The organism is Bifidobacterium sp. LH_426 (genome assembly GCF_056356875.1).
In genome coordinates this window covers 1-25,444 of sequence record NZ_JBKEVB010000001.1, presented here as the reverse complement: position 1 = coordinate 25,444, position 25,444 = coordinate 1, and the positions used below count along the sequence as shown (strand labels likewise).

At 68.9% G+C, this 25,444-nt stretch carries 20 protein-coding genes and 1 tRNA gene; 7 read left to right on the top strand and 14 right to left on the bottom strand.

From position 1 onward, the window contains the following. The first annotated feature begins 139 nt into the window (after nt 1-139). Nucleotides 140-2,296 carry a 1-deoxy-D-xylulose-5-phosphate synthase gene (locus AC1AYD_RS00105; RefSeq protein ID WP_476531667.1) on the top strand — a complete coding sequence of 719 codons (2,157 nt, stop codon included), beginning with the start codon at nt 140-142 and terminating at the stop codon, nt 2,294-2,296. Nucleotides 2,297-2,351: 55 nt separating this feature from the next. Here AC1AYD_RS00105 and AC1AYD_RS00100 read toward each other — a convergent pair whose 3' ends face one another. Genes AC1AYD_RS00100 through AC1AYD_RS00090 form a run of 3 tightly spaced genes read right to left on the bottom strand, consistent with a single transcriptional unit; the run spans nt 2,352 to nt 5,751 of the window. Then, complete coding sequence (locus tag AC1AYD_RS00100; RefSeq protein ID WP_476544513.1) at nt 2,352-3,854, bottom strand: ABC transporter permease; 1,503 nt, start codon at nt 3,852-3,854, stop codon at nt 2,352-2,354. Continuing rightward, nucleotides 3,851-5,038 (bottom strand): COG1361 family protein, encoded by a 1,188-nt coding sequence (locus AC1AYD_RS00095; RefSeq protein WP_476503212.1) that lies wholly within the window; start codon nt 5,036-5,038, stop codon nt 3,851-3,853. The genes AC1AYD_RS00100 and AC1AYD_RS00095 overlap by 4 nt, the downstream gene beginning before the upstream one ends. Further along, nucleotides 5,035-5,751: an ABC transporter ATP-binding protein gene (locus AC1AYD_RS00090; protein WP_476503211.1), complete on the bottom strand. Its 717-nt coding sequence runs from the start codon at nt 5,749-5,751 to the stop codon at nt 5,035-5,037. Before AC1AYD_RS00090 ends, AC1AYD_RS00095 begins: the two co-directional genes overlap by 4 nt. A gap of 362 nt (nt 5,752-6,113) precedes the next feature. On the opposite strand from AC1AYD_RS00090, the gene AC1AYD_RS00085 reads away from it, so the two are divergent. Then, nucleotides 6,114-6,187, top strand: a tRNA-Arg gene (locus tag AC1AYD_RS00085). Between the two features lie 111 nt (nt 6,188-6,298). Here AC1AYD_RS00085 and AC1AYD_RS00080 read toward each other — a convergent pair. Next, a complete protein-coding gene (locus tag AC1AYD_RS00080) occupies nt 6,299-6,700 on the bottom strand; it encodes a DUF4186 domain-containing protein (RefSeq protein ID WP_034526933.1) in 402 nt (133 codons plus the stop codon). A gap of 371 nt (nt 6,701-7,071) precedes the next feature. On the opposite strand from AC1AYD_RS00080, the gene AC1AYD_RS00075 reads away from it, so the two are divergent. Continuing rightward, nucleotides 7,072-7,284 carry a Nif11-like leader peptide family natural product precursor gene (locus tag AC1AYD_RS00075; RefSeq protein WP_476503210.1) on the top strand — a complete coding sequence of 71 codons (213 nt, stop codon included), beginning with the start codon at nt 7,072-7,074 and terminating at the stop codon, nt 7,282-7,284. Nucleotides 7,285-7,502: 218 nt separating this feature from the next. On the opposite strand, the gene AC1AYD_RS00070 is transcribed toward AC1AYD_RS00075, so the two are convergent. Then, nucleotides 7,503-8,174: an ECF transporter S component gene (locus tag AC1AYD_RS00070; RefSeq protein WP_476503209.1), complete on the bottom strand. Its 672-nt coding sequence runs from the start codon at nt 8,172-8,174 to the stop codon at nt 7,503-7,505. 268 nt (nt 8,175-8,442) lie between these two features. On the opposite strand from AC1AYD_RS00070, the gene purB reads away from it, so the two are divergent. The 3 genes from purB to AC1AYD_RS00055 all read left to right on the top strand — a co-directional run bounded on the left by purB (nt 8,443) and on the right by AC1AYD_RS00055 (nt 12,830). Beyond that, entirely contained in the window at nt 8,443-9,879 is a 1,437-nt protein-coding gene (gene purB / locus AC1AYD_RS00065; protein ID WP_034526926.1) for an adenylosuccinate lyase, read from the top strand. 40 nt (nt 9,880-9,919) lie between these two features. After that, nucleotides 9,920-12,388: a lysylphosphatidylglycerol synthase transmembrane domain-containing protein gene (locus tag AC1AYD_RS00060; protein ID WP_476503208.1), complete on the top strand. Its 2,469-nt coding sequence runs from the start codon at nt 9,920-9,922 to the stop codon at nt 12,386-12,388. A gap of 157 nt (nt 12,389-12,545) precedes the next feature. Further along, nucleotides 12,546-12,830: an HU family DNA-binding protein gene (locus tag AC1AYD_RS00055; RefSeq protein ID WP_055426949.1), complete on the top strand. Its 285-nt coding sequence runs from the start codon at nt 12,546-12,548 to the stop codon at nt 12,828-12,830. A 244-nt stretch (nt 12,831-13,074) separates the two neighbouring features. Here the strand turns inward: AC1AYD_RS00055 and pafA are convergent, their stop codons facing one another. The 6 genes from pafA to AC1AYD_RS00025 all read right to left on the bottom strand — a co-directional run bounded on the left by pafA (nt 13,075) and on the right by AC1AYD_RS00025 (nt 20,031). Continuing rightward, nucleotides 13,075-14,580 (bottom strand): Pup--protein ligase, encoded by a 1,506-nt coding sequence (gene pafA / locus AC1AYD_RS00050; protein ID WP_476503207.1) that lies wholly within the window; start codon nt 14,578-14,580, stop codon nt 13,075-13,077. After that, nucleotides 14,580-14,783, bottom strand: coding sequence for a ubiquitin-like protein Pup (locus AC1AYD_RS00045; RefSeq protein ID WP_476503206.1), 204 nt, complete (start codon nt 14,781-14,783; stop codon nt 14,580-14,582). The genes pafA and AC1AYD_RS00045 overlap by 1 nt, the downstream gene beginning before the upstream one ends. A 45-nt stretch (nt 14,784-14,828) precedes the next feature. Further along, the gene (locus tag AC1AYD_RS00040; RefSeq protein WP_476503205.1) at nt 14,829-15,686 is read right to left on the bottom strand and encodes an inositol monophosphatase family protein; all 858 of its coding nucleotides are present in this window, start codon (nt 15,684-15,686) and stop codon (nt 14,829-14,831) included. 97 nt (nt 15,687-15,783) lie between these two features. Continuing rightward, nucleotides 15,784-17,493: a depupylase/deamidase Dop gene (dop, locus tag AC1AYD_RS00035; protein WP_476503204.1), complete on the bottom strand. Its 1,710-nt coding sequence runs from the start codon at nt 17,491-17,493 to the stop codon at nt 15,784-15,786. A 16-nt stretch (nt 17,494-17,509) separates the two neighbouring features. Further along, entirely contained in the window at nt 17,510-19,051 is a 1,542-nt protein-coding gene (arc, locus tag AC1AYD_RS00030; protein WP_476503203.1) for a proteasome ATPase, read from the bottom strand. A gap of 269 nt (nt 19,052-19,320) precedes the next feature. Then, a complete protein-coding gene (locus tag AC1AYD_RS00025; protein ID WP_476503231.1) occupies nt 19,321-20,031 on the bottom strand; it encodes a DedA family protein in 711 nt (236 codons plus the stop codon). 71 nt (nt 20,032-20,102) lie between these two features. Here AC1AYD_RS00025 and serB point away from each other — a divergent pair, with 71 nt between their 5' ends. Then, complete coding sequence (gene serB / locus AC1AYD_RS00020) at nt 20,103-20,846, top strand: phosphoserine phosphatase SerB (RefSeq protein ID WP_476503202.1); 744 nt, start codon at nt 20,103-20,105, stop codon at nt 20,844-20,846. 129 nt (nt 20,847-20,975) lie between these two features. Here serB and fmt read toward each other — a convergent pair whose 3' ends face one another. The 3 genes from fmt to AC1AYD_RS00005 form a co-directional block, all read right to left on the bottom strand. Continuing rightward, a complete protein-coding gene (fmt, locus tag AC1AYD_RS00015; protein WP_476503201.1) occupies nt 20,976-21,947 on the bottom strand; it encodes a methionyl-tRNA formyltransferase in 972 nt (323 codons plus the stop codon). 137 nt (nt 21,948-22,084) lie between these two features. Next, nucleotides 22,085-22,789: an HAD family hydrolase gene (locus AC1AYD_RS00010; protein ID WP_476503200.1), complete on the bottom strand. Its 705-nt coding sequence runs from the start codon at nt 22,787-22,789 to the stop codon at nt 22,085-22,087. Between the two features lie 98 nt (nt 22,790-22,887). Further along, nucleotides 22,888-25,290, bottom strand: a complete 2,403-nt coding sequence (locus tag AC1AYD_RS00005; RefSeq protein WP_476503199.1) for a primosomal protein N' — start codon at nt 25,288-25,290, stop codon at nt 22,888-22,890. Nucleotides 25,291-25,444: the final 154 nt, after the last annotated feature.

Below are 25,444 nucleotides of genomic sequence, written 5' to 3'. Positions count from 1 at the left end.
GACACGCGCCGATTCGCGGATGACACCGGGCGATTTACGGAGATGTTGGGAGTATCGCCGCGTGGCGTATGACCGCTGGCGGCGGGAGCGTCTAGGCTTGCGGTCGGCAGAGGATACCATCGGGAGGAGCGAGACGCATATGACGAACGGCATTCTGGAACGGATTTCGGGCCCCGCCGACGTCAAAACGCTCTCCCGCGCCGAACTGCACGGACTGTGCCGCGAGATCCGGTCCACGCTGCTCGCCTACGGCCACGCGCACGGCGGCCACATCGGATCGAACCTCGGCATGGTGGAGGCGACGGTCGCGCTGCACCGCGTGTTCGACTCGCCGCACGACCGCATCGTGTTCGACGTGTCGCACCAGAGCTACGTGCACAAGATGCTCACCGGCCGCGCCGCCGCATATCTCGATCCGGCGCGCTTCGACGAGGTGACCGGCTTCACGAACCCCGCGGAGAGCGAGCACGACCAGTTCACGCTCGGCCACACGGGCACGTCGATCTCGCTCGCCTGCGGTCTCGCGAAGACGCGCGACATGGCGCTCGCCGCCTCCGATGGCGCCGACGACGCGGGCATCGGCGCCGTGGTCGCGGTGATCGGCGACGGCTCCCTGAGCTCGGGCATCGCGTTCGAGGGATTGAACAACGCGGCCGAGCAGGGCGGCAACCTCATCATCGTGCTGAACGACAACGAGATGTCGATCGCCGGCGACTTCGGCGGCATGTACGGCCCTCTGGCGCGGCTGCGCGAGTCGAACGGCGCCGCGCAGCCGAACCTGTTCGAGGCGTTCGGCCTCGGCTATCGGTATGTGGCGCGCGGCAACGACGTCGACGCGCTCATCGAGGCGTTCGAGGCGGTCAAGGGCACCGACCGTCCGGTCGTCGTGCACATCCATACGCTGAAGGGCGCCGGTTTCACGGGCGGCGACGTCGCGGCCGTGGGCGCGGACGGCCCGGGTACGACCACGGCCGACGCCGTCGACGCGAACGACACCGGCGTCAACGCGACCGGCAACGTCGCGCACGCCGAGCCGTGGCGCTCCGACCACTGCGACCTGCCGGACGCCGCACCGCACGAGGGCCAATGCGAGGCGTCGCACTGGCAGACGCCGGACAAGGCGCTGGGACGCCCCGACGACCCACGCAAGCATTACGGCAAACTCGCGATGGCCGCGCTGGAACGCCGCTTCCCCGACGAGCCGGGACTCGTCGTGATCTCGCCGGCGACGCCCGGCTCGAACGGCATCACGCACGAGTTCCGCGAGCGCGCGGGCGCGCATTACGTGGACACGGGCATCACCGAGGCGCATGCGGTCACGTTCGCGGCCGGCATCGCGAAGGCGGGCGGCACGCCGGTGGTGGCGACGACCGCGTCGTTCTTCCAGCGCGCCTACGACCAGTTCTTCCAGGAGATGAGCCTCAACCGTTCGCGAGTGACGGTCCTCGACTTCCTCGGCGGCCTGTCCGGTTCGGACAACACACATTCCGGCGCGTACGACGTCGCGATGTTCGCGAACATCCCGGGAGTCACGATGCTTGTCCCCACCTCGACGCGCGACTATCTCGACGATCTCGCGTGGGCGACGTCGCCGGCGGGCGCGGCCGATGCGCCGGACGGTCCGGTGGTGATCCGCGTGCCCGGTCAGGCGATCCTCGACCGCGAACGCGCGCTGGGACGCGAGTCGTCGCCCGAGGCGGTGCTGCGCGGGGAGTTCGATTACGGCGGACACCCCCTCAGCCGTCCTGCGGACGGCAGCTCCCCCTCCAGGGGGCGCGGGGACGCGAAGGCGGCGGACATGCTCGCGTACCGCGTGGATCATGCGGGTGCCGATGTGGCGGTGATCGCGCTCGGCAACACGCATCCGCTGGGCGAGCGGGTCGTCGAGGCGCTGTCCGCGCCGACGACGGACACCGATGACGCGACCGGCGAGACCGGCGCGACGGGCGCGGATACCGGCCGCTCCCCCATCGACGCGACCCTCATCGACCCGCGGCAGTGCACGACGCTCGACGTCGCCGCGCTCGAGGCGCTGCGCGACGGGCATCGTCTCGTCGTCACGCTGGAGGACGGACAGCTGGAAGGCGGCTGGGGCGAGAAGGTGACCGCGTACTACGCGAACCACGGAGCCGCCGGCGCGGGCACCGGTGCTGGAACCGGTGCCGGCATGCGCGTGCTCAACTTCGGCGCGGCGAAGGAGTTCACCGACCGCGTGCCGCTGACGGAACTCAACGAGCGCTACGGGCTCACCGTGGAGACGATCACGCGCCGCATCCGCGAGACGCTCGGCCGCTGACCGGCGGCCTCCCGGTCGGCCGGCGGCCTCGCCACGACGGCCAGCCGGCCCCGCGCTAGCCGTCGTTCCTGATGGCGTCGAGCGCGGGAATCCTCACCGCGCGGTTGGCGGGCTGGAAGCCCGAAACGACGCCAATCGCGCAGGAGAACGCCAACGCGAACAGGTACAGCCACCACGGGATCACGGAGACGCGGCTCACATCCTCGCCGCCGACGATCGCGTTCCATATGGTCGTGCCGTTCACGCCGCCCAACGCGATCAGGTTGATGACGAGCGAGACGAGGGCGCTCACCACGCAGCCGATCAGGCCGCCGAGCAGACCGATGAATCCCGCCTCCCCCAGGAACATGATGCGGATGTCGCGCACGTAGCAGCCGAGCGCCTTCATGATGCCGATCTCGCGCGTGCGTTCGGTGACGGACATGATCATCGTGTTGGTGATGCCGATGGCGGCGACGAGCAGCGACACGGCGCCGATGCCGCCGAGCACCAGCTGGATGGCGCGCGACTGCTCTTCGAGGCTCTTGCGCGTCTGTTCGCTGGAGTTCGTGCCGAAGCCCATGTCGCGGATCCGCTGCTCCACGTCGGAGACCTGCGAGATGTCGGAGACCTTGACGAGCGCCGAACCGTAGGTCGTGGTCTTCGCCGCGGTCCTGTCGGCCTTCGCGATCATCGCCTTGAGCTGGTCCAGGTCCATGAGCAGGCCGTTGGAGGTGGACTGTCCCTTGTTGTAGTCCTCCTTGAGCGTGCCGGTCACCTTGAGCTTGAACACGTTCGGCGCGGTGGATGCGGCGGTGCCGGAGCCGCCGTCCGAAGTCCCCGTAGCGCCGGTCGTGCCGGTCGCGGCCGTGGCGCCGCCCGATTCCTCGTCGCCGATGGTGAGCGTGATCCGCGTGGTCATCGGGTCGAAGAACGCGCCCTTCGCCTGGTCCGCGGGCACGGCGGCGCAGTTGCCCATGTCGTCGCATTCCATGACGGTGCCGTCGCCCATGTCGTACGGCTGCTGCCGGTAGTTCTGCCCCTCGGGACGGTACTTGTCCATGAACTGGTAGGCGAAGTACTGCCCGGCAAGCACCTCGCCGTCCTTCACCGGCTTCGTACCGTCCGCAATCTCGAATCCGAGGACGTCGAGCTGGCTCAGATCCACGGCCTCGATGGTCCCGTAGTCGGCGGTGTACCGCCCGTTGTCGGCGGTGATCCGCACCGGGGCGTCGAGCGTCATCTGCGCGCTCGCGCCGACGACGCCGGGAATCCGCTTCATGTCGTCGATGGTCGCGTCGTCGAGTTTCGCGGACGTGCCCGAACCCGAACCGGAGGAGGACGCGCCGCCCATCGTCATCATGCCGGAGGCGGAGCCCTGCGCGTACACGTTGATGATGGTCAGGTCGCCCATCTGTCTGAGCATCGCACGGTTCTGCTCGGTCAGTCCCGCACCGAGCGAGACCATGATGACGATCGAGCAGCATCCGACGACCACGCCCAGCACGGTGAGAATCGTGCGCGACTTGCGGCGCAGCAGGTTCTGCCCGCACAATCGCAGGATGTCCGCGAATCTCATGCGCGCCCTTTCGCGTCGGAGGCCGAGGCGCCGCCGATCGTACCGGCGCCGGCGATCACCTGCGTGGCGACCGCGTCGGAGGCCGGTGCCGTCGCGGACGCCGGGACCGCCGCCGTGCCCGGAGACACGGTAGCCGGCCTGCCCCAGTCATCCCAATCCTCGTCGTCCTGGGCGTCGGCCTTCGCCTTGCGCTTCCTGCGCCGGCGACGCACGACGAGCGCGACGACCACGACGACCACCAGCACGATGCCGACCGCAACGAGCGCCACCGCCCACCACGGTACGGCGGGCTGCGGCTCCTCCACCGTCGCGCCCATGTCGTCGGACGTCGGCGCCGGCTCGGCCGCCTCGATCGTGACCGGGAACTCCTTCGACTGCGCATGACCGTCGGAATCCTCGTAGGCAACATGCAGCTTCGCCTCGATCGCACCGGACTGCGTCGGTGTGAACGCGAAACCGATCGAACCGTTCGCGCCGGACGCGACGTTGCCCACGTACTGCGTCTTGACGGTCGTCTCGAGTCCGTCGCCCTCGATCGACGCCTCCACGTTGGCGATGTCGCCCTTGCCTTTGTTCACATAGTCCATCGTGATCGTCGTCTCCGCGCCGACGGTCACGCCCTCGGGCACGACCGGATCGTTGAGCTGGAAGCGGTCCGGCTGCGAGACCGGCACGGAGATGCGGATGTCGGACGTGTTCGACGAGCGCGCGTCGTTGTCGACGTACTCGTACCGGAAGCTCACATTCACCGGTTGGGCGCCGCTCTTCGCGCTCTGCAGCGCCTGCATCGGCACGCTCTGCGTGAGCGACCAGCCGGCGTACAGCGTGTCGAAGTAGAACGTGTTCGTGCCGCCGGAGATGGCGAAGTTCTCGCCGCCGTCCACGGTGACGACCATGTTGCCGACCGCCACGCGGCCCATGTTCTGGAACGTGAACGTGAGGGTGAAGTCGCTGCCGACCGCCACCGACCCGTCGCCGTACGTGAAGTTCGTGATGATGATGTTCGGCACCGGACCGGAGATCGGCGCGGGGGCCGCCGTGGACGAGCCCTGGTCGGCCGTGGTCGCGGCGTCGTCGGCGAAGGCGGCCGGCGGCGTGGCCGCGACGGCGACGGTGCAGACGAGCGCCAGCGTGGCGAGCAGCACCGTGAACGCGGTGAGGGCGCGGTGGATGGATGGGGTCATCGTGGGTCTCCTTGGCTCGGGATGTCGGTCGTATGGTCGATGACGCGATCGTCGATGATACGTCCGTCGAGCAGCGTGACGACGCGGTCCGCGTAGGCGGCCATGTTGTCGTCGTGCGTGACGAGCACGATCGTCTGGTCGAGGGCGCGCGCGAAGGAGACGATCATCTCCATCACGTCGATCTTGGTTCTGGAATCGAGATTGCCGGTCGGCTCGTCGGCGAACACGACCTGAGGCCTGGCGACGAACGCGCGGGCGATGCCGACGCGCTGCTGCTGTCCGCCGGACATCTGCGTCGGATAGTGGTTCAGCCTCCTGCCGAGGCCGACGCGCCTCAGCATGGCACGCGCCGCCCGTTCGCGCTCCTGTTTCGGCACGCCGCGGAACATGAGCGGCATCGCGACGTTCTCCACGGCGGTGAGATTCGGCAGCAGGTTGTACGACTGGAACACGAATCCGAGATGACGCTGGCGAAACGCGGCGAGCTCGCGCTCGTCGAGACGAGAGATGACGGTGCCGCCGATGCGCACGCCGCCGCGGGTCGGCTTCTCCATGCCGGCGAGCTGGTTGAGCAGCGTGGATTTGCCGGATCCGGATTCGCCGTAGATGCAGCAGATCTGGCCGCGCGGGACGACCAGGTCGATGCCGGCGAGCGCGACCACGGTCTCGTCGTCGGCGGGATACTCCTTGCGCAGGTCGCGCACTTCAATCATCGGAGGCGCGTGGGATTCCCGCGGTTCGCGTGATTGCTGCGGTCCATGTAATCGTTGCGGTCCGCGTGATATCGGCGATCCGTGCGGCTCCTCTGGCTTCGGCATGGTCGCGGCCCTCTTCCACTCCTGCGGGACGTGCGCGCATCGGTCGCATGCGTCTGTATCCCGTTTTTCGTTCGTCGTCCTTGACGGACTTCCTTCCTTGGTCCGGCCGTCGGGCCGTTTCCAGGGCCAGTGTATAGCTGCCGGTCCGTCGCCGCATCCCCTAGGGGTGTTCCCCGATGGGCGTGCAGGCGCGTGTGCCGTCCCATGCGCCACTTCCATGCGCCGTTCCACCCCAGCCGCTATAGTGTGACGGGTTTGGCCCCGTAGCTCAGCTGGATAGAGCAACTGACTTCTAATCTGTAGGTCGCCGGTTCGAGCCCGGCCGGGGTCACCGGAGACCCCTTGGAATTCCAATGATTCCAAGGGGTTTGATTTTTCCGTCATCCCCGTTGCGTCCCTGATGGTCCCCGGCGTACCGTTTCGGCGCGCGCCGCCGGACACGTCATCTCGGACCGGCGGGTTGATTCACGGGATGGTTCACGAGGTCGCGTTCGATCCATGCCATGACGAGGTCGGCGAGACGGTCCACCTCCGCGTCGGTCAGTGCGCGGCCTTTGGGGATGTGATGCCATTTCTCGATGCATCCGCGGCAGCAGGTGGCGGTCGCGTGTTGCGCGGTGAACACCGGATGCCCGCGCCACGGGGTCTGCCGCCCGTCGTTCCTCGGCTCGGCGTCGCCGACGCGGGCGCGCAGCATCTCGCGCGCATGCCGGTCGATGGTCGCCTTGCCTTTGTCGCGCGCATAGGCGCGGTCCTTGGCGGTCAGTTCGAATTTCGCGCGGAACGCCGAATGCGAAAGCCGTTCCAATGTCCCGCCGATCCACCGCCGTTCGTCATCGTCCATATCGGGCCCTCCTCGTCGTCCATGTGCGCCGCCGTATCCGTTCACTCCCGGATTAGCACGGTTCGCTCCGTGAATCCAACGGCTCCCTCCACGGCCGTCATGGCTCGCTCCATGATTCGACACACATTCCCGTGGAAAACCACGAAGCGAACCGTGACGGATGAGGAAGGAACGGTGACGAGCACGGAGCGAACCGTGACGGATATGGAGAAACGCCGGGCGGAACGCTACCCGTCCGGGCCGGAAACGACTAAAACGGGAATCAGCCGGGGAATCCCGAGGGCGGGGTTCCTGAAATCCGCGGCGCACGACGACACCGACGCCGATGGCGTGCGTGCGACGGCCGCGGTACGAGACGCAAGGAGTCGACTATGACTGGCATCAGCGAGAAGGAACTTGACGAGAAGCTTGCGGCGGCGCAGACCATCGACGAGGTCATGGCCATCGCCAAGGAGGCTGGCCATTCGCTGACCTACGAGGAGGCGGACGCGTTCTTCGGCCGCATTGAACAGGCCAAGTCGGATACGGCCGAGCTGGTCGGCGATTCGGTGCAGTCCGTGGCGGAGGAGGAGTTCGGCATCTGAGCCGGGCCGGCGTTTTCTTTCCCCATAGCGACGCGGCGGATCTTCCGGAAAGAAGGTCCGCCGCGTCGCTATGTCCATGCGGGCTAAAAGCCCGCTTTCTCTCCCCCAGTCAGCTTCGCTGACAGCCCCCTCGTCAGAGGGGGCCAAACCAAAGGCCCGCACGAGCCTCCGGCGTTTCCGTCACGGCTCGGCTCGTCAGAGGGAGCCGAATCGGCGCGTCAGGCCTGGGGACGGGCGCGGAGCAGGGCCCTGCCGGAGGCGAGGCGGTCGAGCACGCCGGTCGAGGCGAGGGCGAGCATGAGGAACCACGGCATGACGCCGCTCAGCACCACGCCGCCCGTCACCTCGGAGATCATGTGCACGATGCCGCGCGGGCTCACCAGCGCCACGCCCTGGTAGCGGAAGAACAGCAGGTAGAAGCCGTATTCGAGCGCGACCATCGCGCCGGAGGCAATCGAGACCGGCAGGTTGAACACGCGGTAGCGGGTCACGAAGAACGGGATCTCGGCGAACACGCCCTGCAGCAGCGCGGAGACGATCACGAATCCGATGCCGTACTGGCTGCCGATTACGGTCTCGACGAGCGTGCCGACCACGTTCACGTAGAGCGCGGCGCCCGGCTTGCGCAGGACGAGCACGGCGAGCGTGCCGGAGAAGTACCACATGGCGTGCGTCACGCTGGCGAGTCCCGGCAGCACGGCGCCGAGGAACGACGAGATCGGCATGTACGCGAAGTTGAAGCCCCAGAAGATGACGCCGCAGGCGACGCCGAGCGTCGCGCCGACGGCGATGTCGAGCGGCCGCCACTTGAGGCGCGTCCCGTCGTGCGCGGCTTCCGGCGCGACGGAGTTCGATGATTGCGATGATTGACGATCGGTGATGGCGGACATGCTGTTCCCACGATCCCTTCGATGATTCCCAAGACCGCGCACGGTACGATACGATGGCGCCGGCGTCGTGACGACGCCCCGCGTCGGCGCTCCTTGACCTGCGCGGTCCGGGCGGGAACGCCGCATGCCAGTATACGGTCGCGGGAAACGGTCATGTAAACAGGGGCGAACAGCCGCAAAACCACACAACATCGCACAGCGAAACCGCACAGAACGGCACAAATCGCAGCCATTCCCCCGGTTCACGGCTGGAAGTACCCTAACAACTATGAAGCTTACCGATATTTCCCCCGCAATCGCACTGACGCCGCTCGACGGCCGCTACCACAACGCCACCGCCCCGCTCGTGGAATACCTGAGCGAGCCGGCCCTCAACCGCGAGCGCATGCGCGTCGAGGTCGAGTGGATGATCCTCCTGGCCAACGGCTTCGAGGGCAACGGCAATCGGCCGATCATCGACGGCGTCGAGCCGTTCACCGAGGAGGAGAAGGCGTTCCTCCGCTCCATCCCGGAGGACTTCGGCGCCGAGGGCATCAAGCAGCACGCCGCGCACGAGGCCGTCACCCACCACGACGTGAAGGCCGTCGAATACTACATCGACGACCAGTTCGCCAAGGCCCCGGCCGGCTCCACGCACATCAACGACCGTCTCAAGACGCTCGTCCACTTCGCGTGCACCTCCGAGGACATCAACAACCTGTCGATCGCCCGCTGCGTGAAGAACGCCGTCGAGAACGTCTGGACCCCGGCGTTCAAGGAGATCATCGACCATCTCGCCGCCAAGGCCGAGGAGCACAAGGACCTCGCGCTCCTCTCCCTCACGCACGGCCAGCCGGCCACGCCGACCACGCTCGGCAAGGAGCTCGCCGTCTACGTCTACCGTCTGAACCGCCAGCTCAAGCACATCGAGAACCAGGAGTACCTGGGCAAGATCAACGGCGCGACCGGCACGTTCGGCGCTCACTTGGCCGCCTGCCCGGACGTCGACTGGATCGCCGTCTCCCGCGAGTTCGTCGAGAACCGCATGGGCCTGACCTGGAACCCGCTGACGACGCAGATCGAATCCCACGACTGGCAGGCGGAGCTCTACTCGACCATCGCCCACGCGAACCGCATCATGCACAACCTGTGCGTGGACGTGTGGATGTACATCTCGCGCGGCGTGTTCGCCCAGGTGCCCGTCAAGGGCGCGACCGGCTCCTCCACGATGCCGCACAAGGTCAACCCGATCCGCTTCGAGAACGCGGAGGCCAACTTCGAGCTGTCCTGCTCGCTGCTCGACACGCTGTCCGCCACGCTGGTGGAGTCCCGCTGGCAGCGCGACCTGACCGATTCGACCACGCAGCGCAACATCGGCTCGGCGCTCGGCTACTCGCAGCTCGCCCTGTACAACCTGATGGGCGGCTTGAAGTCCATCCACCCGAACGAGCACGTCATCACGCGCGAGCTCGACGAGAACTGGGAGGTGCTCGGCGAGCCCATCCAGACGGCGATGCGCGCCTGCGAGCTGCGCGGCCTGCCGGGCATGGAGAAGCCGTACGAGAAGGTCAAGGAGCTCATGCGCGGCCACACGATCGACCAGGCGCAGGTCGAGGCGTTCATCGACCAGCAGTCCTTCGATCCGGAGACCGCCGCCCGTCTCAAGGCGCTCACCCCGGCCACGTACACGGGCGTCGCCTCGAAGCTCGTCGCCTTCGATCGCTGACCCGTCCCACCCCGCACCCTGCAAGGAGCCGCATAAGCCCATGCACATCGACGATGTGGCGCCCCGGCGCACACACGACTTCGGTGATCTGACACGCGCCGCCATGTCCCTCGGACTGGCGGCCGTCGTCATGGTGTTCGCCGTATATCTGGGCGGCATGACGCGCGGCGTCGAATCCGACGCGCACACCGCCGCCCGGGCCATCGACTGGCTGGCCGGGATCCCGTCCACCGTCCTGCAGCAGTTCGCCACGCTCGTCATCGTGGTCATGGTCCTGTGCCAGCTGCTGCTCAGCCGCGAATGGCTGCAGTCCGCGGTCTCCGCGCTTTCCATGTTCGCCGGGTACGGCGCGGTCTGGCTGGCGTCCGCCGGCATCAGCGGTCTCGCCGACAAGACGCTCGCCCTGTCGCTCGCCTCCGCCGCGACCGCGTTCGGCTCCGGACTGCTGCCGAACATGTACGCGGGCATGGCCTCGTTCCTCACCGTCGCCGGCCCGCGCCGCACGCGTTCCAGCGTCAAATGGGGGTGGAACATCCTGTATGCGACGGCCGCGGTCATGGTGGTGCTCTCCTGGCATTCGGTGACCGGCATGCTCGTCTCGTTCGCCTGCGGGCGCACGGTCGGCATGCTCATCCGGTTCGCGGTCGGCACGCAGAACAAGGGCGTGTGGGGCGAGGATCTGGCGGCCGCGCTGCGCGGCGTCGGCCTCGACCCGTCGTCGCTGGTGCGCCGCGAGGACCCGTCGCCGGGCGTACGGTCGCTCAGCGCCTCCCTCGACGACGATCTGGTCGAAGGCTCGCGCATCTACGATCTCGAGACCCGCGACGGCGGCCGGTACACGGTGTCCGTACTGGACGCGCAGACGCATACGGCCGGCTATCTCAAGCAGCTGTGGGACTGGCTGCGCTTCTCCGGCGTGGCGATGCGCCGCGACCGTTCGGCGCGCGACGCCGTCCAGCATCACCTGTCGATGCTGCTCGGCCTGCACAACGTGAAGCTGCCCGCACCCGCGCCCTACGCGATCGCAGACACCGAGGAGTCCGCGATCCTCATCCTCAACGCGCATACGACGGAGCTCGCCGCGAACCCGAACACGCTGACGCGCGCCGACGCCGTCGACTACATGCGCTATCTGGCCGTCGCGAACCGTCGCGGCTACACGCACCGGCGCATCACGCCGGGCGTGCTGTCGCGCTTCGAGGACGGCACGCCGGTGATCGCCGGATGGCAGAACGGCGACGCCGCGTCCTCCCCCGCCAACGTCGCGTTGGACAAGGTCCAGCTGCTCGCCCTGTTCGCCGCGCTGATCGGCGTGGACGAGGCGGTGGCGGCGGCCCGCGACGCGTGGGACGAGGCGACGCTCGCCGCGATCGCCCCGTTCATCCAGAAAATCGCGGTGCCCGCCCCCACGCGCGCGCTCGACTCGTGGGACAAGTCCACGCTCACATCGTTGCGTGAGGCGGTCGCGCCGCGACGCGACGACGACGCCGAAACCGTCGCCGCGTCGTCGGACGGCGCGCCGGCGGCCGCCGGCGCCGTCCAGTCCGACGCCGCGGACGCCCCCGTGGAGACGGTCACGTTGGCGCGGTTCTCGCTGCGTTCGATGATCACGATGCTGCTGCTCATCGTCGCCGCGGTCGTCGTGTTCACGCAGATGCGCCCCGACGAGATCATCGCCGCGGTGCGCAACGCGAATCCGGTCATGGCGCTCGTCTGCCTCGCGTTCGGATTGTGCGGCTGGATCGGGTCGTCGGTCTCGCTCGGCGCGCTGATGGACCGCGACCGGCGCAACCCGGCGGGCGTGTTCATGAGCCAGGTGGCGGGCGGCTTCGCGACCGTGTCGATGCCCGCGGGCGTGGGCCCCTCGTTCGTGAACCTCCAGTTCCTGCGCCGATCCGGCTACCGCAATACGGCGGCGACCGCGATCATGAGCGCGGCGCTCGTCGTCTACTATGCGACGTACGCGGTGATCATCGTGGTCATCGGCCTGTTCACGGGACGCAACACGTTCTCCGGCATGATTCCGACGAACACGCTGGCGATCGTGTTCGGCATCGCCGTCGCCGTGTTCTCCGTCGCGATGATGGTCCCGCCGGTGCGCCATACCGTCATGCAGCGGCTCGTGCCGGTCGCGAAACGCTATCTCAACCAGCTGCTCGACGTGCTCGGCCAGCCGGTGCAGCTGTCGGCGAGCGTGGCCGGCGCGCTCCTGCAGAACATCACGACGGGACTCGCGTTCTGGGCGGCGCTGCTCGCGTTCGGCGTGAACACGAATCCGATCGAGACGACGTTCGTGTTCATGCTCGCCTACGCGCTCGGCTCGGCGGTGCCGACCCCGGGCGGCTTGGGCGGCGTGGAGGCGGCGCTCACCGTCTCGTTCGCCGCGGTGGGAGTGCCGCAGGGCGTCGCCCTGTCCGCCACGCTGCTGCACCGCGTCGTCTTCTACTGGCTGCGCATCCCCTTGGGCGCGCTGGCGATGAAGTGGCTGGACAAGCGCAACCTCGTGTGATGCGCGAGGGAGATGCGAAATCCGTGAAAATCACTTGTGGAACACGTGAAATCGTTGAAAAATGCGCTGTTTGGCCTCATCATGCGCTATCATCATCTATGAAATAAACGGACCGGCGGCCAAGTTGCCGGTCCCCGGACAAAGAAGGATGCTGTTCATGGCATACAACAAGTCTGATCTCGTTTCGAAGATCGCCCAGAAGTCCAACCTGACCAAGGCCCAGGCCGAGGCCGCCGTCAACGCCTTCCAGGATGTGTTCGTCGAGGCCATGCAGTCCGGCGAAGGCCTGAAGCTGACCGGCCTGTTCTCCGCCGAGCGCGTCAAGCGCGCCGCCCGCACGGGCCGCAACCCGCGCACCGGCGAGACCATCGAGATCCCCGCCACCTACGGCGTGCGTATCTCCGCCGGCTCCCTGCTGAAGAAGGCCGTCACCAACAAGTGAGTCTTCCGCCCAGCGGCGTAGCAGCATAAATCTTCGAGGGGCCTCCGCACCAATCGGTGCGGAGGCCCCTCGCGTATGTCGACCTTCTGTACCCCCTCATACCCCCCTCAGTCCGGCATAGCCGGACAGCTCCCCCTGCAAGGGGGAGCAAAGGGACAATCGTACGTCGATTCTTTGCGCCCCCTTCAGGGGGAGCTGTCGGCCGAAGGCCGACTGAGGGGGCATGCGTCAAGCCTTCCGACGCCTACCCCATCGCGGCCATCAGCTTGCGGTAGGCGTCGGTCGGCTTGGCGCCGAACGGGTCGAGGAGGGTCGCCTCGCGGCGGGTCGGCGCGGTGACGACGAGCGTCGTCCAGTCGCAGGAGAACTGGACGCCCGTGTCGAGCGCGCGACGCACGAACGCGCCACGCAACGCGGCGCGCGTGTCGGCGGGAGGCTCGTGCTTCGCGGCCGCCACGCGCGCGCCGTCCAGCAGCTCGCGCAACCGGCCGTGCGCGACGAGCGAACCGTAGAGCCGCCCATTGGCCACGTCATGGTAGTCGAGTTCCAATCGTTCCAGCTGCGCGAAGTCCAGGTCCGGCCGGCGACGGCGCATCGCGGCGGCGAGCAGGTGCTTCGCCGCCCAGTCGACGCGCAGCGACAACGCGGCGAAATCCCGCCGTTCCAGCGCGTCCAACGCCCACCGCCAGTCGGCGAGCACGGTATCGACGTCCGTTCTCGGCAGGGAGGCGGCGACCGCTTCACGACGGTCGCGCACGAACGCCTCGACGATGCCGAGGTAGCGACGCTGCATGGCGAGCGGATCGGGCATGCCGGCGGCCGCGGCATCGCCCGCATCGCCCGCGCCGCCCGCGCCGGACGCATCGCCCGGCTCCCGCCCGTCCGTACCCGCGTCCAGCCAACGGCTGACCGCGCGGTTCGCGGCGGCCGGATCGGCGAACGTGAGATCCTCGAACCCGCTCGGCACCCCGCGGCGCACCGCGTCCTCGATCACGCACAGCACGAGGTGCGTGACGGCGAGTTTCATCCACGTGGCCCACTGGGAGCGGTTGGAGTCGCCGATGATGACGTGCAGACGGCGGAACGATTCGGGGTCGGCGTGCGGCTCGTCGCGCGTATTCACCATCGGGCGCGAACGCGTGGTCGCGGACGAGACCGCCTCGTCGAGGAAGTCGGCGCGCTGCGTAATCTGGAAGCCGTCCGGCGTGAACCGGCCGGCGCCCGTGTACAGCTGACGGGTGATGAGGAACGGCAGCAGCTGCCGCTCGATCGTCTCCAACGGCACGAACCGGCGGACGAGATAGTTCTCGTGGCAGCCGAACGCGTGGCCGGCGGAGTCCACGTTGTTCTTGAACACGTGGATCGTCGCGCCCGCGCCGTGGCTCGCGCGGAGCCGCGTCTGCGCGTCCTGCGCGAGCGACGCCATCACGCGTTCGCCGGCCGCGTCCTGCGCGAGCGCGTCGAGCGGGTCGCGCGCCTCCGCGGTCGCGTACTCCGGGTGGGAGCCGACGTCGAGGTAGAGGCGCGAACCGTTGTCGAGATACGTGTTCGTCGAGCGGGCGCGGGAGACGACCGGCTGGAACATGGTCATCGCGACCTGTCCGGCGTCCACCGGACGGTCGGCGCCGGTGACGGACACGCCGTATTCGGTCTCGACGCCGAAGATGCGCATGAAGCCGTCGAGTTCGGCAGCCGGCGTCGCGCCCGCCTCGTGGGCGGCGCGCGTGCCACTGTCGCGCAGCTGCGGCATCACTCGCCGCCCTTCTGCACGAAGCTGTTCACGTACTCCTCGGCATTGGTCTCCAACGTGGATTCGATGTCGTCGAGCACCGCGTCGAGCGCGTCGAATTCGACGTCCGACTGCTGCGCGGCCTGCGCGGACGCGAGCTCCTCGCCCGCGTCCTGCTGGTCCGACTGCGCGGACTGGTTCGCCTGCGCGAATTCCTGAGGCATGATGGTTCCCCTTCCGTTCTTTCCGTCCGTCCGGTCGACCGGACGTCACTCGCCTTCGCCCTGGATGAGGTACGGCTTGATCTCGCGGTCGATCAGGCCGTTCGTGCAGAGCACGTCGTTGTCCTGACGCCAGTGGATGCCGTTGCCGTTCCAGCGCCGCAGCGTGCCCTGCGCCTCCCAGACGACCACGGCGGCCGCGGAGATGGCGGGCACGTCCCACTCGTGCAGCATCGGTTCGAAATACGCGTCGTACGTGCCGTCGGCCACCTTGCACAGGTCGAGCGAGGCGGGGCCGACGCGCTTGATGTCGGCGGGATGGCCTTCGGCGAGCGCGGCGACGGTGTGCAGCGCGCGGTCGGCCTCGCCGGGCACGTAGGACATGCCGAAGCTCACGACCGCGCCGTCCAGCGAGGAGGTCATGGACGGGACGACCTTCTCGCGCTTCTCGCCGACGGGCGTGTTGCGGATGCGCAGCGCGCCCGCGCCCTTCGCGGCGAGATACGTCTCGCCGAGCGCCGGCGCGTGCACGACGCCGAGGATCGGCTGCGCGGAGCCCTCCTCGTTGAATTCGAACAGGGATACGGTGACGGCCCATTCGCTCATGTTGCGGATGTAGTTGATGGTGCCGTCGATCTTGCCGACGCACCAGTAGCGCTGCCCGGGGCGGGATTTCGACGGACGCGTCTGCCAGAAGCCGTCGAAGTGCTCCATGTCCGCGAGACGGCCGGACATGTAGCGCAGCAGTCGTCCGTCGACTTCCGCGTTGGACTGTTCCTCCGGCTTGTCGCGTGAGATGAGCATGTCATGCGGTGCCATCTGATCCTGCAGGGCGTGTTTGCCGGCGGCCTGGGCGATGGCGGCGACCTTCATCGCGAGGTCGCGCAGATTCTCCTGTTGTGCCATGGTTCACCATCTTATCGGTGTTTTGTGGTGGTGTCGTGCGGCCGGCGACGAGACGGCGGCGGCGAGACGGCCGCCGGCCGCACGACGGCGTCGACGGCTATCGGCGCAGCGCGAGCCGTTCGATCAGCGAGGCCGCGTCGCCCGCCTCGGCGAGCGCGGTCTCGACGTTCTCCTTACGGAAGGCGAGCGGGTCGGACATGTCGAGGCTGACGAGGTCGCCGGGACGCACGCTCGTCGCCTCGGCCGCCGACGCGTTGCCGTACGTCTCCGGCATCGCTTCGCCCGCCTCACCGGTGCCGGAGACCGGCTTGCGCACGGTCAGGTGCGACCAGCTGGCGGCGACGACGTCGGCGGGGAACGTGCGCACGAGCGCGGCGCGCAGCCAGGCGCGCGTCGTCTCGGGCGGGTTCTGCGCGGCGCGTGCGAGCGCGTCGTCGTCGACGAGGCGCTCGGCGCTTCCCGCGGCGGCGAGTTTCGCGAACACGGATTTCGCCGGGTCGAGCGCCGCCCAGGACAGGTCGACGGCGGCGAGGCGCGGATCGGCCCAGGAGGAGGCGTCGGTGCCGGCGGCGACGCCTGTCTTGCTGGCGATCTTGCGGCGCAGCTTTTCGAGCAGCTGCCATTTGAGCAGCCATTCGACGCGCCCGGCCTCCGCCTTCATCGTGAGGCGCTTGTCGTCGTCCGCGTGGCGGATGGCGGCGGTGTCGGCGAGCGCCTGCCCCCACATGGCCATGACGTTGCGGGTCTCGCGGTCCTCCCACGCGGGTTCGCCCTTCGTGTCGGTGCCGAGCGTGGCGGCGGCGACCTCGTAGACGGCGCGGCGCAGGGCCACCTGCATGAGCCATGCGGTGGTGGTGCCGCCGGTTTCGAGCGGCAGCGGGGCGGCGAGCGTCAGGTCGTGGGAGACGGTGTGCATCGCCTCGACCGGGTCGGCGAGTTGGAGGGAGCCGAGCAGCGTGTCGAGGTCGTAGTCGGCTTCGCGCGCGTGTTCGAGCGTCCACAGGAGGATGGAGGTGACGCCGAGTTTGAGCACCTGCGGCACGTCCATGCGGTTCGCGTCGCCGACGATCACGTGGAGGCGGCGGAATGCGTCGGTGGCGTGGGATTCGTCGCGCGTGTTGATGATGGGCCGGTCGAACGTGGTCTGCAGGCCGATCTTCGCGTGGATCGTGTCGGCGCGCTGGCTCAGCTGGAATCCGGGTTCCTCGCTCGCCTCGCCGATGCCGACGCGGCCGGAGCCGGCCCAGATCTGGCGGGAGACGAAGTGCGCGGTCATCAGCGCGGCCACGTCGCTGAACGGCACGTCGCGGCGCATCATGTAGTTCTCGTGCGTGCCCCAGCTGGCGCCTTTGCCGTCCACGTTGTTGCGGTGGAGCACGACCGGATGCCCGGACGCCTTGAGCTCGGGATCGGTGGCGCTGGCGGCCCGGGCGGCGGCGAGCATGAGCCGGTCGCCGGCGTGGTCGTAGAGCAGCGCCTGGAACGGGTCGGTGGTTTCGGGTGCCGAGTATTCGGGGTGCGCGTGGTCCACGTAGATACGTCCGCCGTTGGGGGCGATCACGTTGGTGATGTTGAGCTGGGGCGCGTCGGTGAGCATGTCGGGGCGGGCGGCGGCGCGGTCGAGCCGGGTGCCGCGCGCGTCGTTGACCGGGTCCTCCTGACGGTAGTCCCAGCGGATGTGCCGGGTCGCGTCGTCGGCGGCCGCGCCAACCACGTCGAAGCTCAGTTTGACCGGCTGGTAGTAGGCGACGCCCGGCTGCGACACCGCGTACTCGGTCTCCGTCCCCATCACTCGTCTGACGGTCATGTTCCACTCCTTGCTACTATTCGACACCGCGGATGGCGGTGACGGTGCCGGCGTCGAAGCCGTTGACGCGGCTCCACTGGACGGGGTCGGCATCGAGCAGCGAATCGCGGGTTTCCGCGAACTCGTCCTCGACGGCCTTCGCGAGCAGGTCCACGCCGATCGCCACGTCGCCGCCGCGTTCGATCGACGCCTTCACGGCGAGCGTCTTCGCCCGGTCGACGATGTTCTTGAGGCTCGCGCCGCTCGTCACGTCGGCGAGGAACAGCGCGTTCCAGGTGCCGTGCTCGTCGCGCACGTCGGCGAGATGGCGGCGGGAGGAGCGCGTGTAGATGTCGCGAACGAGCACGCGGGCGAGCGCGTCCGCGTCGAGACCGTGTTCGAGCGGCAGGTCGTCGGTCAGATAGTGACGCACGATGGCGACGGCCGCCTCGCCGTCCGGCCGGTCGATGCGGATCTTCACGTCGAGACGGCCCGGGCGCAACACGGCCGGGTCGATCATATCGACGCGGTTGGAGGCGCCGATCACCATCACGTTGCCGAGCGATTCGACGCCATCCAATTCGGCGAGGAACTGCGGCACGATCGTCGTCTCCACGTCGGAGGAGACGCCGGAGCCGCGCGTGCGCAGCAACGAGTCCATCTCGTCGATGAACACGATGACGGGGCGGCCGTCGGCGGCGCGTTCGCGCGCACGCTGGAAGATGAGGCGGACGAGACGCTCCGACTCGCCGACGAACTTGTTGAGCAGTTCGGGGCCCTTCACGGAGAGGAACACGCCGGGTTTGCCTGTGCCTGCGCCTTCGGCGAGCGCATGGGCGACGGCCTTCGCGATGAGCGTCTTGCCGTTGCCGGGGGGACCGTACAGGAGCACGCCCTTGGGCGCGGCGAGATCATAGCGGGCGAACAGGTCACGGTGCTGGAACGGCAGCTGGACGGCGTCGCGGATGCGGTCGATCTGCCGGTCGAGGCCGCCGATGTCGTCGAACGTGACGTCGGGCGTCTCCTCGAGCACGAGGTCGGCGTCGTCCTGCTTCGGCAGGGCGGTGACGGCGATGCGGCCGGACGCCTCGACGACGACGCGGTCGCCCTTGTCGAACATGGTGGAGGCGAGCGCGCTGGCGCGACGGACGACGCTCGGATTGCCGCCAGCGTCGGCGACGACGAGACGGCCGTCGGCGAGCGTCTCCGTGACGGTGCGGACCGGGCCGAGCACGTCGTGGTCGCGTTGTTCGACGAGCACCATCTTCTCATTGAGCACGACGGTGGCGCCAGCGGCGAGACGGGACGCGTTGAGGTTCGCGGCGACGGGCACGACCATGCGGCGCGTGCCGGCGATGACCTCGGCGCTGGCGTGCTGCACGCCCATGTCGTCGACGCGCGACGAGTCGACCTTCACCATCGTGGCGAAGGTGAGCGGCGGCTGGGCGAGCTGCGCCAATTGCGAGCGCGCCTTGGTGAGCTCCTTGCCGGCGCGGTTCAACGCCTCGGCGAGCGCATGGTTGCGCGCCATGAGCCGGTCGTTCACCTCCGCCAGTTCCCGGGCGGTCTCCTCGCTCATCGCCTCTCCTTTCATCTCCAACGGAGCCGGCCACCGGCCGCCCCCATTCCCTCGGCTCCCCTTGTCAGGGGAGCTGCCGCGCGGATGCACGACTGAGGGGTAGCCCTGCGCTCGTCAACGGAGCCGGCCACCGGTCGCCCCTCCCCTCGGCTCCCCTTGTCAGGGGAGCTGTCGGCAACGCCGACTGAGGGGTAGCCTTGCGCCCCCCTTCAGGGGGAGCTGTCGCGCGGATGCGCGACTGAGGGGGTGGCCGGCGGCCCAAGGTGGTCTCACCCGTCCCGTCGTCCGTTCCTGTTCTGCATCACTGTACGCACCTTCCGCACGGCCCACACGGCGATGACCACGATGAAGGCGACGATGACCACATCCTCGAACACGTTGAGCACCCCCAGGATCGAGCACCATCCGGCGCCGAGGAAGTAGCCGGCGGAGACGAGGATCGTGTTCCACACGGCGGAGCCGAGCAGCGTCCATCCGGTGAAATGCAGGAAGTTCATGCGGTTGAAGCCGGCGGGGATCGAGATCAGCGAGCGCACGACGGGGATGACGCGGCCGATGAGCACGCTCCACGTGCCGTAGCGGGTGAACCAGTCGTTCGCCTTGTCCACGTCGTTGCGGCTCACGCCGGGGATCTTGTCGGCGGCCTTGTGGATGCGGCGCAGCCCCACCCATCGGGAGATGCCGTACAGCGCCCACGCGCCGATGAGGGAACCGACGGTCGCCCAGATGATCGCCTCGGCGAGGTGCAGGGTGCCGCGGGAGGCGGTGAATCCGGCGAGCGGCAGGATCACTTCGGAGGGGATCGGCGGGAAGATCGATTCGAGGGCGATGGCGAGGGCCACGCCGATGCCGCCGACCGTCTCCATGAGGGAGACGAGCCAGTCGGTGATGACTTGGATGAGGCCGCCGTCGCCGGTCGGGCAGACGGGCGAGGCCGCGGCGGGGGCGGCGACGTGGACGGTCGCGGCGGTGATGGTCATGGTCGTGGCGTCATGAATGGCGTCGAAAATCATATGAGGGATTGTCCCAAGGTTTTTCGACAATCGGGGGCATGACGCTTGAAACCACGCAATTCCTTGACGAGCAGGGCGCCGGCGTGCCCCACGATGACGGCGACGGTGACCGGAAGGCCGCGTCCGCGGTCGCGAAGCCGCCGACGCTCGCCGAGCCGGGACTGCTGGTGATGGACGTCGATTCGACGCTCATCGACGAGGAGGTCATCGACGAACTGGGCGAGGCGGCCGGATGCGGCGCGCGCATCGCCGAGGTGACCGCGCGCGCGATGCGCGGCGAACTGGACTTCCGCGAGGCGTTGCGCGCCCGCGTGGCCCTGTTGGAGGGGCTGCCGGTCTCCGTGTTCGACACGGTGCACGACCGGGTGCATTTCACCCGCGGCGCGCTGGCGCTCATCGACGAACTGCACGCGCACGGCTGGAAGGTGGGCGTCGTCTCCGGCGGTTTCCACGAGGTGGTGGACCGTCTCGTCGAGGAGGCGCATATCGACCACCGTCTGGCGAACCGTCTCGAGGCGCGCGACGGCCGGCTCACCGGCAAAGTGGACGGCGCAATCGTGACCAAGACGGTGAAATTGGAGGCGCTGCGCGAGTGGGCGGCGAGTGACGGCGTCGCCATGGCGCAGACCGTGGCCGTGGGCGACGGCGCGAACGACATTCCGATGATCCAGGCCGCCGGTCTCGGCGTCGCGTTCTGCGCGAAGCCGAAGACCCGTGCCGCCGCGCCCGCCGCCATCGACGAGCGCGACCTCACCAAGGTCCTCGACCTCCTGCGCCGCTAGACTCGCCCTTTTATGCCTCCCTCTGGCGAGGGAGGTTCATAGGCATCGGCTCACCACGCGGTCGCTCTCCCTTGCCTCCCTCTGACGAGGGAGGTGGCATCGCGAAGCGATGACGGAGGGAGAGACCCCCTACGCGAGCCGCGCCCCTTCGCCGAGCCGCGCCCCGCGCGCCCAGTCGGCGGCGCGCATGGCCTTCTTGCCCTGCGCCTTGACTTCGGTGAGTTCGAGCGGCGCGCCGCCGGTGCCGACCCACACGTTGCGCTTGCCGGTCTTGAGTTCGCCCGGCGCGAGCGACGCGGGCGTGTTCGGGTTCGCGGGATCGGCCGGCTGGGCGCGCAGGATGTGCAGGGTGAGCGGCTTCGCATCGTCCGCGTCGCCGCCCGCGTGCAGTTCGCACCATGCGCCGGGATGCGGCGTGCAGGCGCGGATCTGGCGGTCGGTCTCGTCAAGCGGCTTCGCGAAGTCGATGCGTGCGTCCTCGACGGTGATCTTGTGCGCGTACGTGAAGCCCTCGGCGGGCTGCGGCGTGTAGACCGCGGTCCCCTCCCCCACGCGTGCGAGCGCGTCCACGTACATGGGCGCGCCTTCCTCGGCGAGTCGGTCGAGCAGTTCGCCGGAGGTTTCGCGGCCGGTGAGCGTCACGCTCATCGTCGCGATGACGGGGCCGTCGTCCAAGCCGACGCCCACTTTGAACACGTCGGCGCCGGTGGTCGCGTCGCCGGCCCAGATGGCGCGCTGCACCGGGGCGGCGCCGCGCCATGCGGGCAGGTTGGAGAAGTGGAGGTTGTACCAGCCGAGCGGCACGGCGTCCAACACGTCGGCAGGCAGGATGTTGCCGTAGGCGATGACGGCGGCGATGTCCACGTCCAGCGACTTCAGCGTGTCGAGGAAGCCGGGGTCGCGCGGCTTCGCGTCGATGACGGGGATGCCGAGCTCGAGCGCGGCCGCCTTGACCGGGCTGGGCTTCAGCTTGCGGCCGCGGCCGGTGGGCGCGTCGGGGCGGGTGAGCACGGCAGTGACCTCGAAGCGCGGGTCGGCGGCGAACGCCTTGAGTGACGGCACGGCCACGTCGGGGGTGCCGGCGAACAGCAGTTTGAGCATGGAGTGGTGGGATTCCTTTCGGTGGGTTGATGGTGGGGGTGGGATACACCCCTCAGTCGGCTGCGCCGACAGCTCCCCCTCAGGGGGGGGGGAGCCAAGGAAATACGCTGGTCTCCGCCACCAGAGGCGGAGACACGCTACTGGAGGTCGGGGATGTTCACGCCGGCGTCGATGAGGAGGCGGCGCAGCTTGACCGGGTCCTTGAAGCGGATGCCGCGGATGCCGGCGGCGTTCGCGCCGACGATGTTCATCGCCTTGTCGTCGATGAACACGGCGCCGTCGGCGGTGATGCCGAACTCCTGCAACGCGCGCTCGTAGATGTCCTTGTGCGGCTTGCGCAGCCTCACGTAGCCGGAGACGACCTTGCCGTCGAGCTGTCCGAGGATCGGCGTGGCCTTCTCGGCGATCGGGAACAGCTCCTTCTCCCAGTTGGACAGGCCCCACACGCCGATTCCCGCGGCCTTGAGGTCGTTGATGAGCACGCGCGCGCCGGGGACGACGCCGACGAGCGAGTCCTCGAAGTTGTCGAGATAGTACCGGAGGATGTCGGCCCACTTGTCGCCGTGGGTCTCGCGCATCCACGCAACACCCTCCTCGGGGGTGGCGCCGCCGTCCATGCGGTCGTTCGCGTCGTAGAAGCCGGATATGTCGTTGTCGAGGAACTCGTCGATGGTCTTCTGGCTGTAGCGCGGGATGAGCACGGCCGCCGGATCCCAGTAGATGAGCACGTTGCCGAAGTCGAAGATGACGTCGGTAATCGGCTTGCCCGCGTTCGCTGCGGCCTCGCCGTCGGCCACCAACACGTCGTAGTCCATTTCCGGTTCTCCCGGCCAACCCTTCATCGCGTCTCCTTACGTTCGTGTCCGTATGTTTCCGCAGGCGGGGTGCGCCCGTCGCCGCCATCATGTTCCCATGCGTGCGGGACGGTGGAGGCCATACGCTAGATCAGGTCCTTTCTGTCGAGTTGGAAGCGCAGTTCGCCGGGTTCGCGGGCCGCCACGTGGCGTGCGACCGCGGTGCGCAACCGTTCGGCGAGTTCCTCGCGCCGCGCGTGGGGCACGCGGATGACGGCGCGCACGCGGTCGGCGGTCACTTCGAGTTCGCGCGCGTCCACGGTGCGCGGCTGCGGGATCGGCACCGGTCCGAGCACGCCCGGCAGCTCCGGGACCGGCGGCGTCACGTCGACCGGCGTCGATGTGCCGTCACCCGATGTGCTATCACCCGATATGCCGCCGCCCGGCGCGACGTCGACGCCCTGCGGCAGCGGGCAGACGGCCATATCGCCGCCGATCGCCGCGCCGACGGCGCGCAGCGCGTAGTCGACGGCGTCACGCCGCCCCCACACGCAGGCGACGGAGACGACCGGCGGCATGCCGGTCTCGTAGCGTTCGGCGAGTTCGCGTGCGGCGAGCAGCGACGAGTCCCAGAGCATCAGCGACTGCGCGATGGCCGGGTCGGTCTCCCCCAGCAGCAGCGCCTGACCGCCCTGTTCGCGCGGCGCGCACAGTGATACGGCGCGCATCCACGCGGACAGAGTGTCCACGCGCGCGTCCAGTCCCGGCGCGTACAGGCTCGTCCATGCGTCGAGGATCGCGACGGCCGCATAGGGGGAGTAACGGGGTCCGTCGCCCTGCGGCGCGCGCACGCGAGGTTCGGCGCCGGGCGTCGCGATGACGATCACCGGACGGTAGTCGATCTCGCCGATCATGCCGCCCGGTTGGCTGGGCGACGACAACAGGACGGGCACGCCGCGGAACAGGCCACGCAGTTCGTCGGCGGTGCCGGCCGCGCCGACGCGCACGACGCGCAGCCGCTCGCCGTGGCAGTGCGGGCATGTCCAGTTCGAGGCGGCCGCGCCGCACCAGCGGCAGCGCGGCACCGGATTGCCGTTCACACGTTGCAATGGCCCGGTGCAGCGGCGGCATCGCGCCTGCCGCAGGCATTTCGGGTTCGCGCAGCTCAACGCCTCCGACACGCCGTCGGAGGGGATGGAGAACAGGACGGGACCGGAGCGCAGCGCTTCCCGGATGTTGCCGACGGCGACGTGCGGCACACGCGCGCCGATGGACGGGTCGGCGAGACGCGCGAGCTCCTCGCGATTGAGCCATCGCACCCATGGCATGGCGTCACGGAGCACGGTGGGCAGCGGGCGGACGGGTGTGGACGGCCCGCTCACCGCGGTCGTGACGGCGCGCCGCGGCACGCCGGGAATCCCCACGGCCTCCATCTGGCTCAACGGGCTGCGCGCATTGGCGAGCGCGACGAACACGCCGCCATGCGCCTGCGCGCGCAATCTGAGTACGCCGCGCGCATGCGCGTACGGCATCATCCCGTCGGCCTGCTGGTAGGCGACGTCGTCCATGATGGCGAACAGTCCCGGTCCGTCGACGGGCGCGTACATGGCGGCGCGTGGCCCGATCACGCACTTCACCTGCCCGGTGGCGACGGCGAGGTAGGCGCGGTAGCGGTCGACGGGCGGCATCTCGGCGCTGAGGATGGCGACGTCGCCGGTCCAGCCGCCGGTCCCGGCACTGGCGCGCCCCGGTCCGAACGGCGCGAATCCGAGCGCCTGCAACGCGTCGAGCACGTCGTGGGTCTCCTTCATGCCGGGCAGGACGACGACGGCCGCGTGTCCGGCGGACAACGATTCGGCGGCCATCCATGCGAGGGCGCTGGCGGCCTGGCCGACGCCGGGCAGCGGGTCGAAGACGAACGAGCGGAAGGCGCGGGCGTGCAGCGCGTCGCGCAGGTCGCGCACGCCCGCGTCGTAGTGGGCCGACATGCGGTCATAACACACGTCGACGGGCGCGGCAGCGGTCTCTCCCCCAGTCGGCTGCGCCGACAGCCCCCTCGCCAAAGGGGGCCTGGCATCCGAGTGACGCGCGAAGCCGGCGACGAGCCGCTGCTCCTGTTCGACTTTGGCGACGCGCGGCGGCACGGCGAGGCGGAGGATGTTGGCGCGCGTGCCGCCGTACGCGTCGGCGATGAGCGTGATGTCGCGGCGCATGGCGGCGGGGACGAGAATGTCGCCGCCGAGCACGCGCTCGAGATAACGCAGGGCGGAACGCGGCGTGTCCGATGCGGCGGCACGCTCCCAGATCACGCCGTTGACGCGGCGTCCGCCGAACCGGACGCGCACGAGCGCGCCGGGACGGGCGGTTTCGGAATCCTTCTCGTCGATGAGATAGTCGAAGGTGCGGCCCAGATGCGTGGCCTGGATGTCGAGCACGACGCGCGCGATTGGGTCGTGCGCGGCGGGCGTTCGCGCCGCGGGCGCACGACGGCGCCGCTTGCGGGGGGCGAGCCCTTCAAGCGCCAGCTGTTCCGCTTCCATTCCGGTCATGCCCACCATCGTAGCGGTACGCGAAAGGGCCGGTACATACGTACCGGGCTATAGGAACCAAACGTGGTGTTTATGACCGGGGTTTGGCCTTGTGACAGTAGGCGTGTCGGGTTGGTTTTAACACGATGTCGCGTTAAAGACCGCCGGTTCGGCC

What these genes read in the sequence shown, in the direction of transcription:
- AC1AYD_RS00105 (WP_476531667.1), top strand. Translation starts at nt 140, where the DNA reads ATGACGAACGGCATTCTGGAACGGATTTCGGGCCCCGCCGACGTCAAA.
- AC1AYD_RS00100 (WP_476544513.1), bottom strand. Translation starts at nt 3,854, where the DNA reads ATGAGATTCGCGGACATCCTGCGATTGTGCGGGCAGAACCTGCTGCGC.
- AC1AYD_RS00095 (WP_476503212.1), bottom strand. Translation starts at nt 5,038, where the DNA reads ATGACCCCATCCATCCACCGCGCCCTCACCGCGTTCACGGTGCTGCTC.
- AC1AYD_RS00090 (WP_476503211.1), bottom strand. Translation starts at nt 5,751, where the DNA reads ATGATTGAAGTGCGCGACCTGCGCAAGGAGTATCCCGCCGACGACGAG.
- AC1AYD_RS00080 (WP_034526933.1), bottom strand. Translation starts at nt 6,700, where the DNA reads ATGGACGATGACGAACGGCGGTGGATCGGCGGGACATTGGAACGGCTT.
- AC1AYD_RS00075 (WP_476503210.1), top strand. Translation starts at nt 7,072, where the DNA reads ATGACTGGCATCAGCGAGAAGGAACTTGACGAGAAGCTTGCGGCGGCG.
- AC1AYD_RS00070 (WP_476503209.1), bottom strand. Translation starts at nt 8,174, where the DNA reads ATGTCCGCCATCACCGATCGTCAATCATCGCAATCATCGAACTCCGTC.
- purB (WP_034526926.1), top strand. Translation starts at nt 8,443, where the DNA reads ATGAAGCTTACCGATATTTCCCCCGCAATCGCACTGACGCCGCTCGAC.
- AC1AYD_RS00060 (WP_476503208.1), top strand. Translation starts at nt 9,920, where the DNA reads ATGCACATCGACGATGTGGCGCCCCGGCGCACACACGACTTCGGTGAT.
- AC1AYD_RS00055 (WP_055426949.1), top strand. Translation starts at nt 12,546, where the DNA reads ATGGCATACAACAAGTCTGATCTCGTTTCGAAGATCGCCCAGAAGTCC.
- pafA (WP_476503207.1), bottom strand. Translation starts at nt 14,580, where the DNA reads ATGCCGCAGCTGCGCGACAGTGGCACGCGCGCCGCCCACGAGGCGGGC.
- AC1AYD_RS00045 (WP_476503206.1), bottom strand. Translation starts at nt 14,783, where the DNA reads ATGCCTCAGGAATTCGCGCAGGCGAACCAGTCCGCGCAGTCGGACCAG.
- AC1AYD_RS00040 (WP_476503205.1), bottom strand. Translation starts at nt 15,686, where the DNA reads ATGGCACAACAGGAGAATCTGCGCGACCTCGCGATGAAGGTCGCCGCC.
- dop (WP_476503204.1), bottom strand. Translation starts at nt 17,493, where the DNA reads ATGACCGTCAGACGAGTGATGGGGACGGAGACCGAGTACGCGGTGTCG.
- arc (WP_476503203.1), bottom strand. Translation starts at nt 19,051, where the DNA reads ATGAGCGAGGAGACCGCCCGGGAACTGGCGGAGGTGAACGACCGGCTC.
- AC1AYD_RS00025 (WP_476503231.1), bottom strand. Translation starts at nt 20,031, where the DNA reads ATGACCATCACCGCCGCGACCGTCCACGTCGCCGCCCCCGCCGCGGCC.
- serB (WP_476503202.1), top strand. Translation starts at nt 20,103, where the DNA reads ATGACGCTTGAAACCACGCAATTCCTTGACGAGCAGGGCGCCGGCGTG.
- fmt (WP_476503201.1), bottom strand. Translation starts at nt 21,947, where the DNA reads ATGCTCAAACTGCTGTTCGCCGGCACCCCCGACGTGGCCGTGCCGTCA.
- AC1AYD_RS00010 (WP_476503200.1), bottom strand. Translation starts at nt 22,789, where the DNA reads ATGAAGGGTTGGCCGGGAGAACCGGAAATGGACTACGACGTGTTGGTG.
- AC1AYD_RS00005 (WP_476503199.1), bottom strand. Translation starts at nt 25,290, where the DNA reads ATGACCGGAATGGAAGCGGAACAGCTGGCGCTTGAAGGGCTCGCCCCC.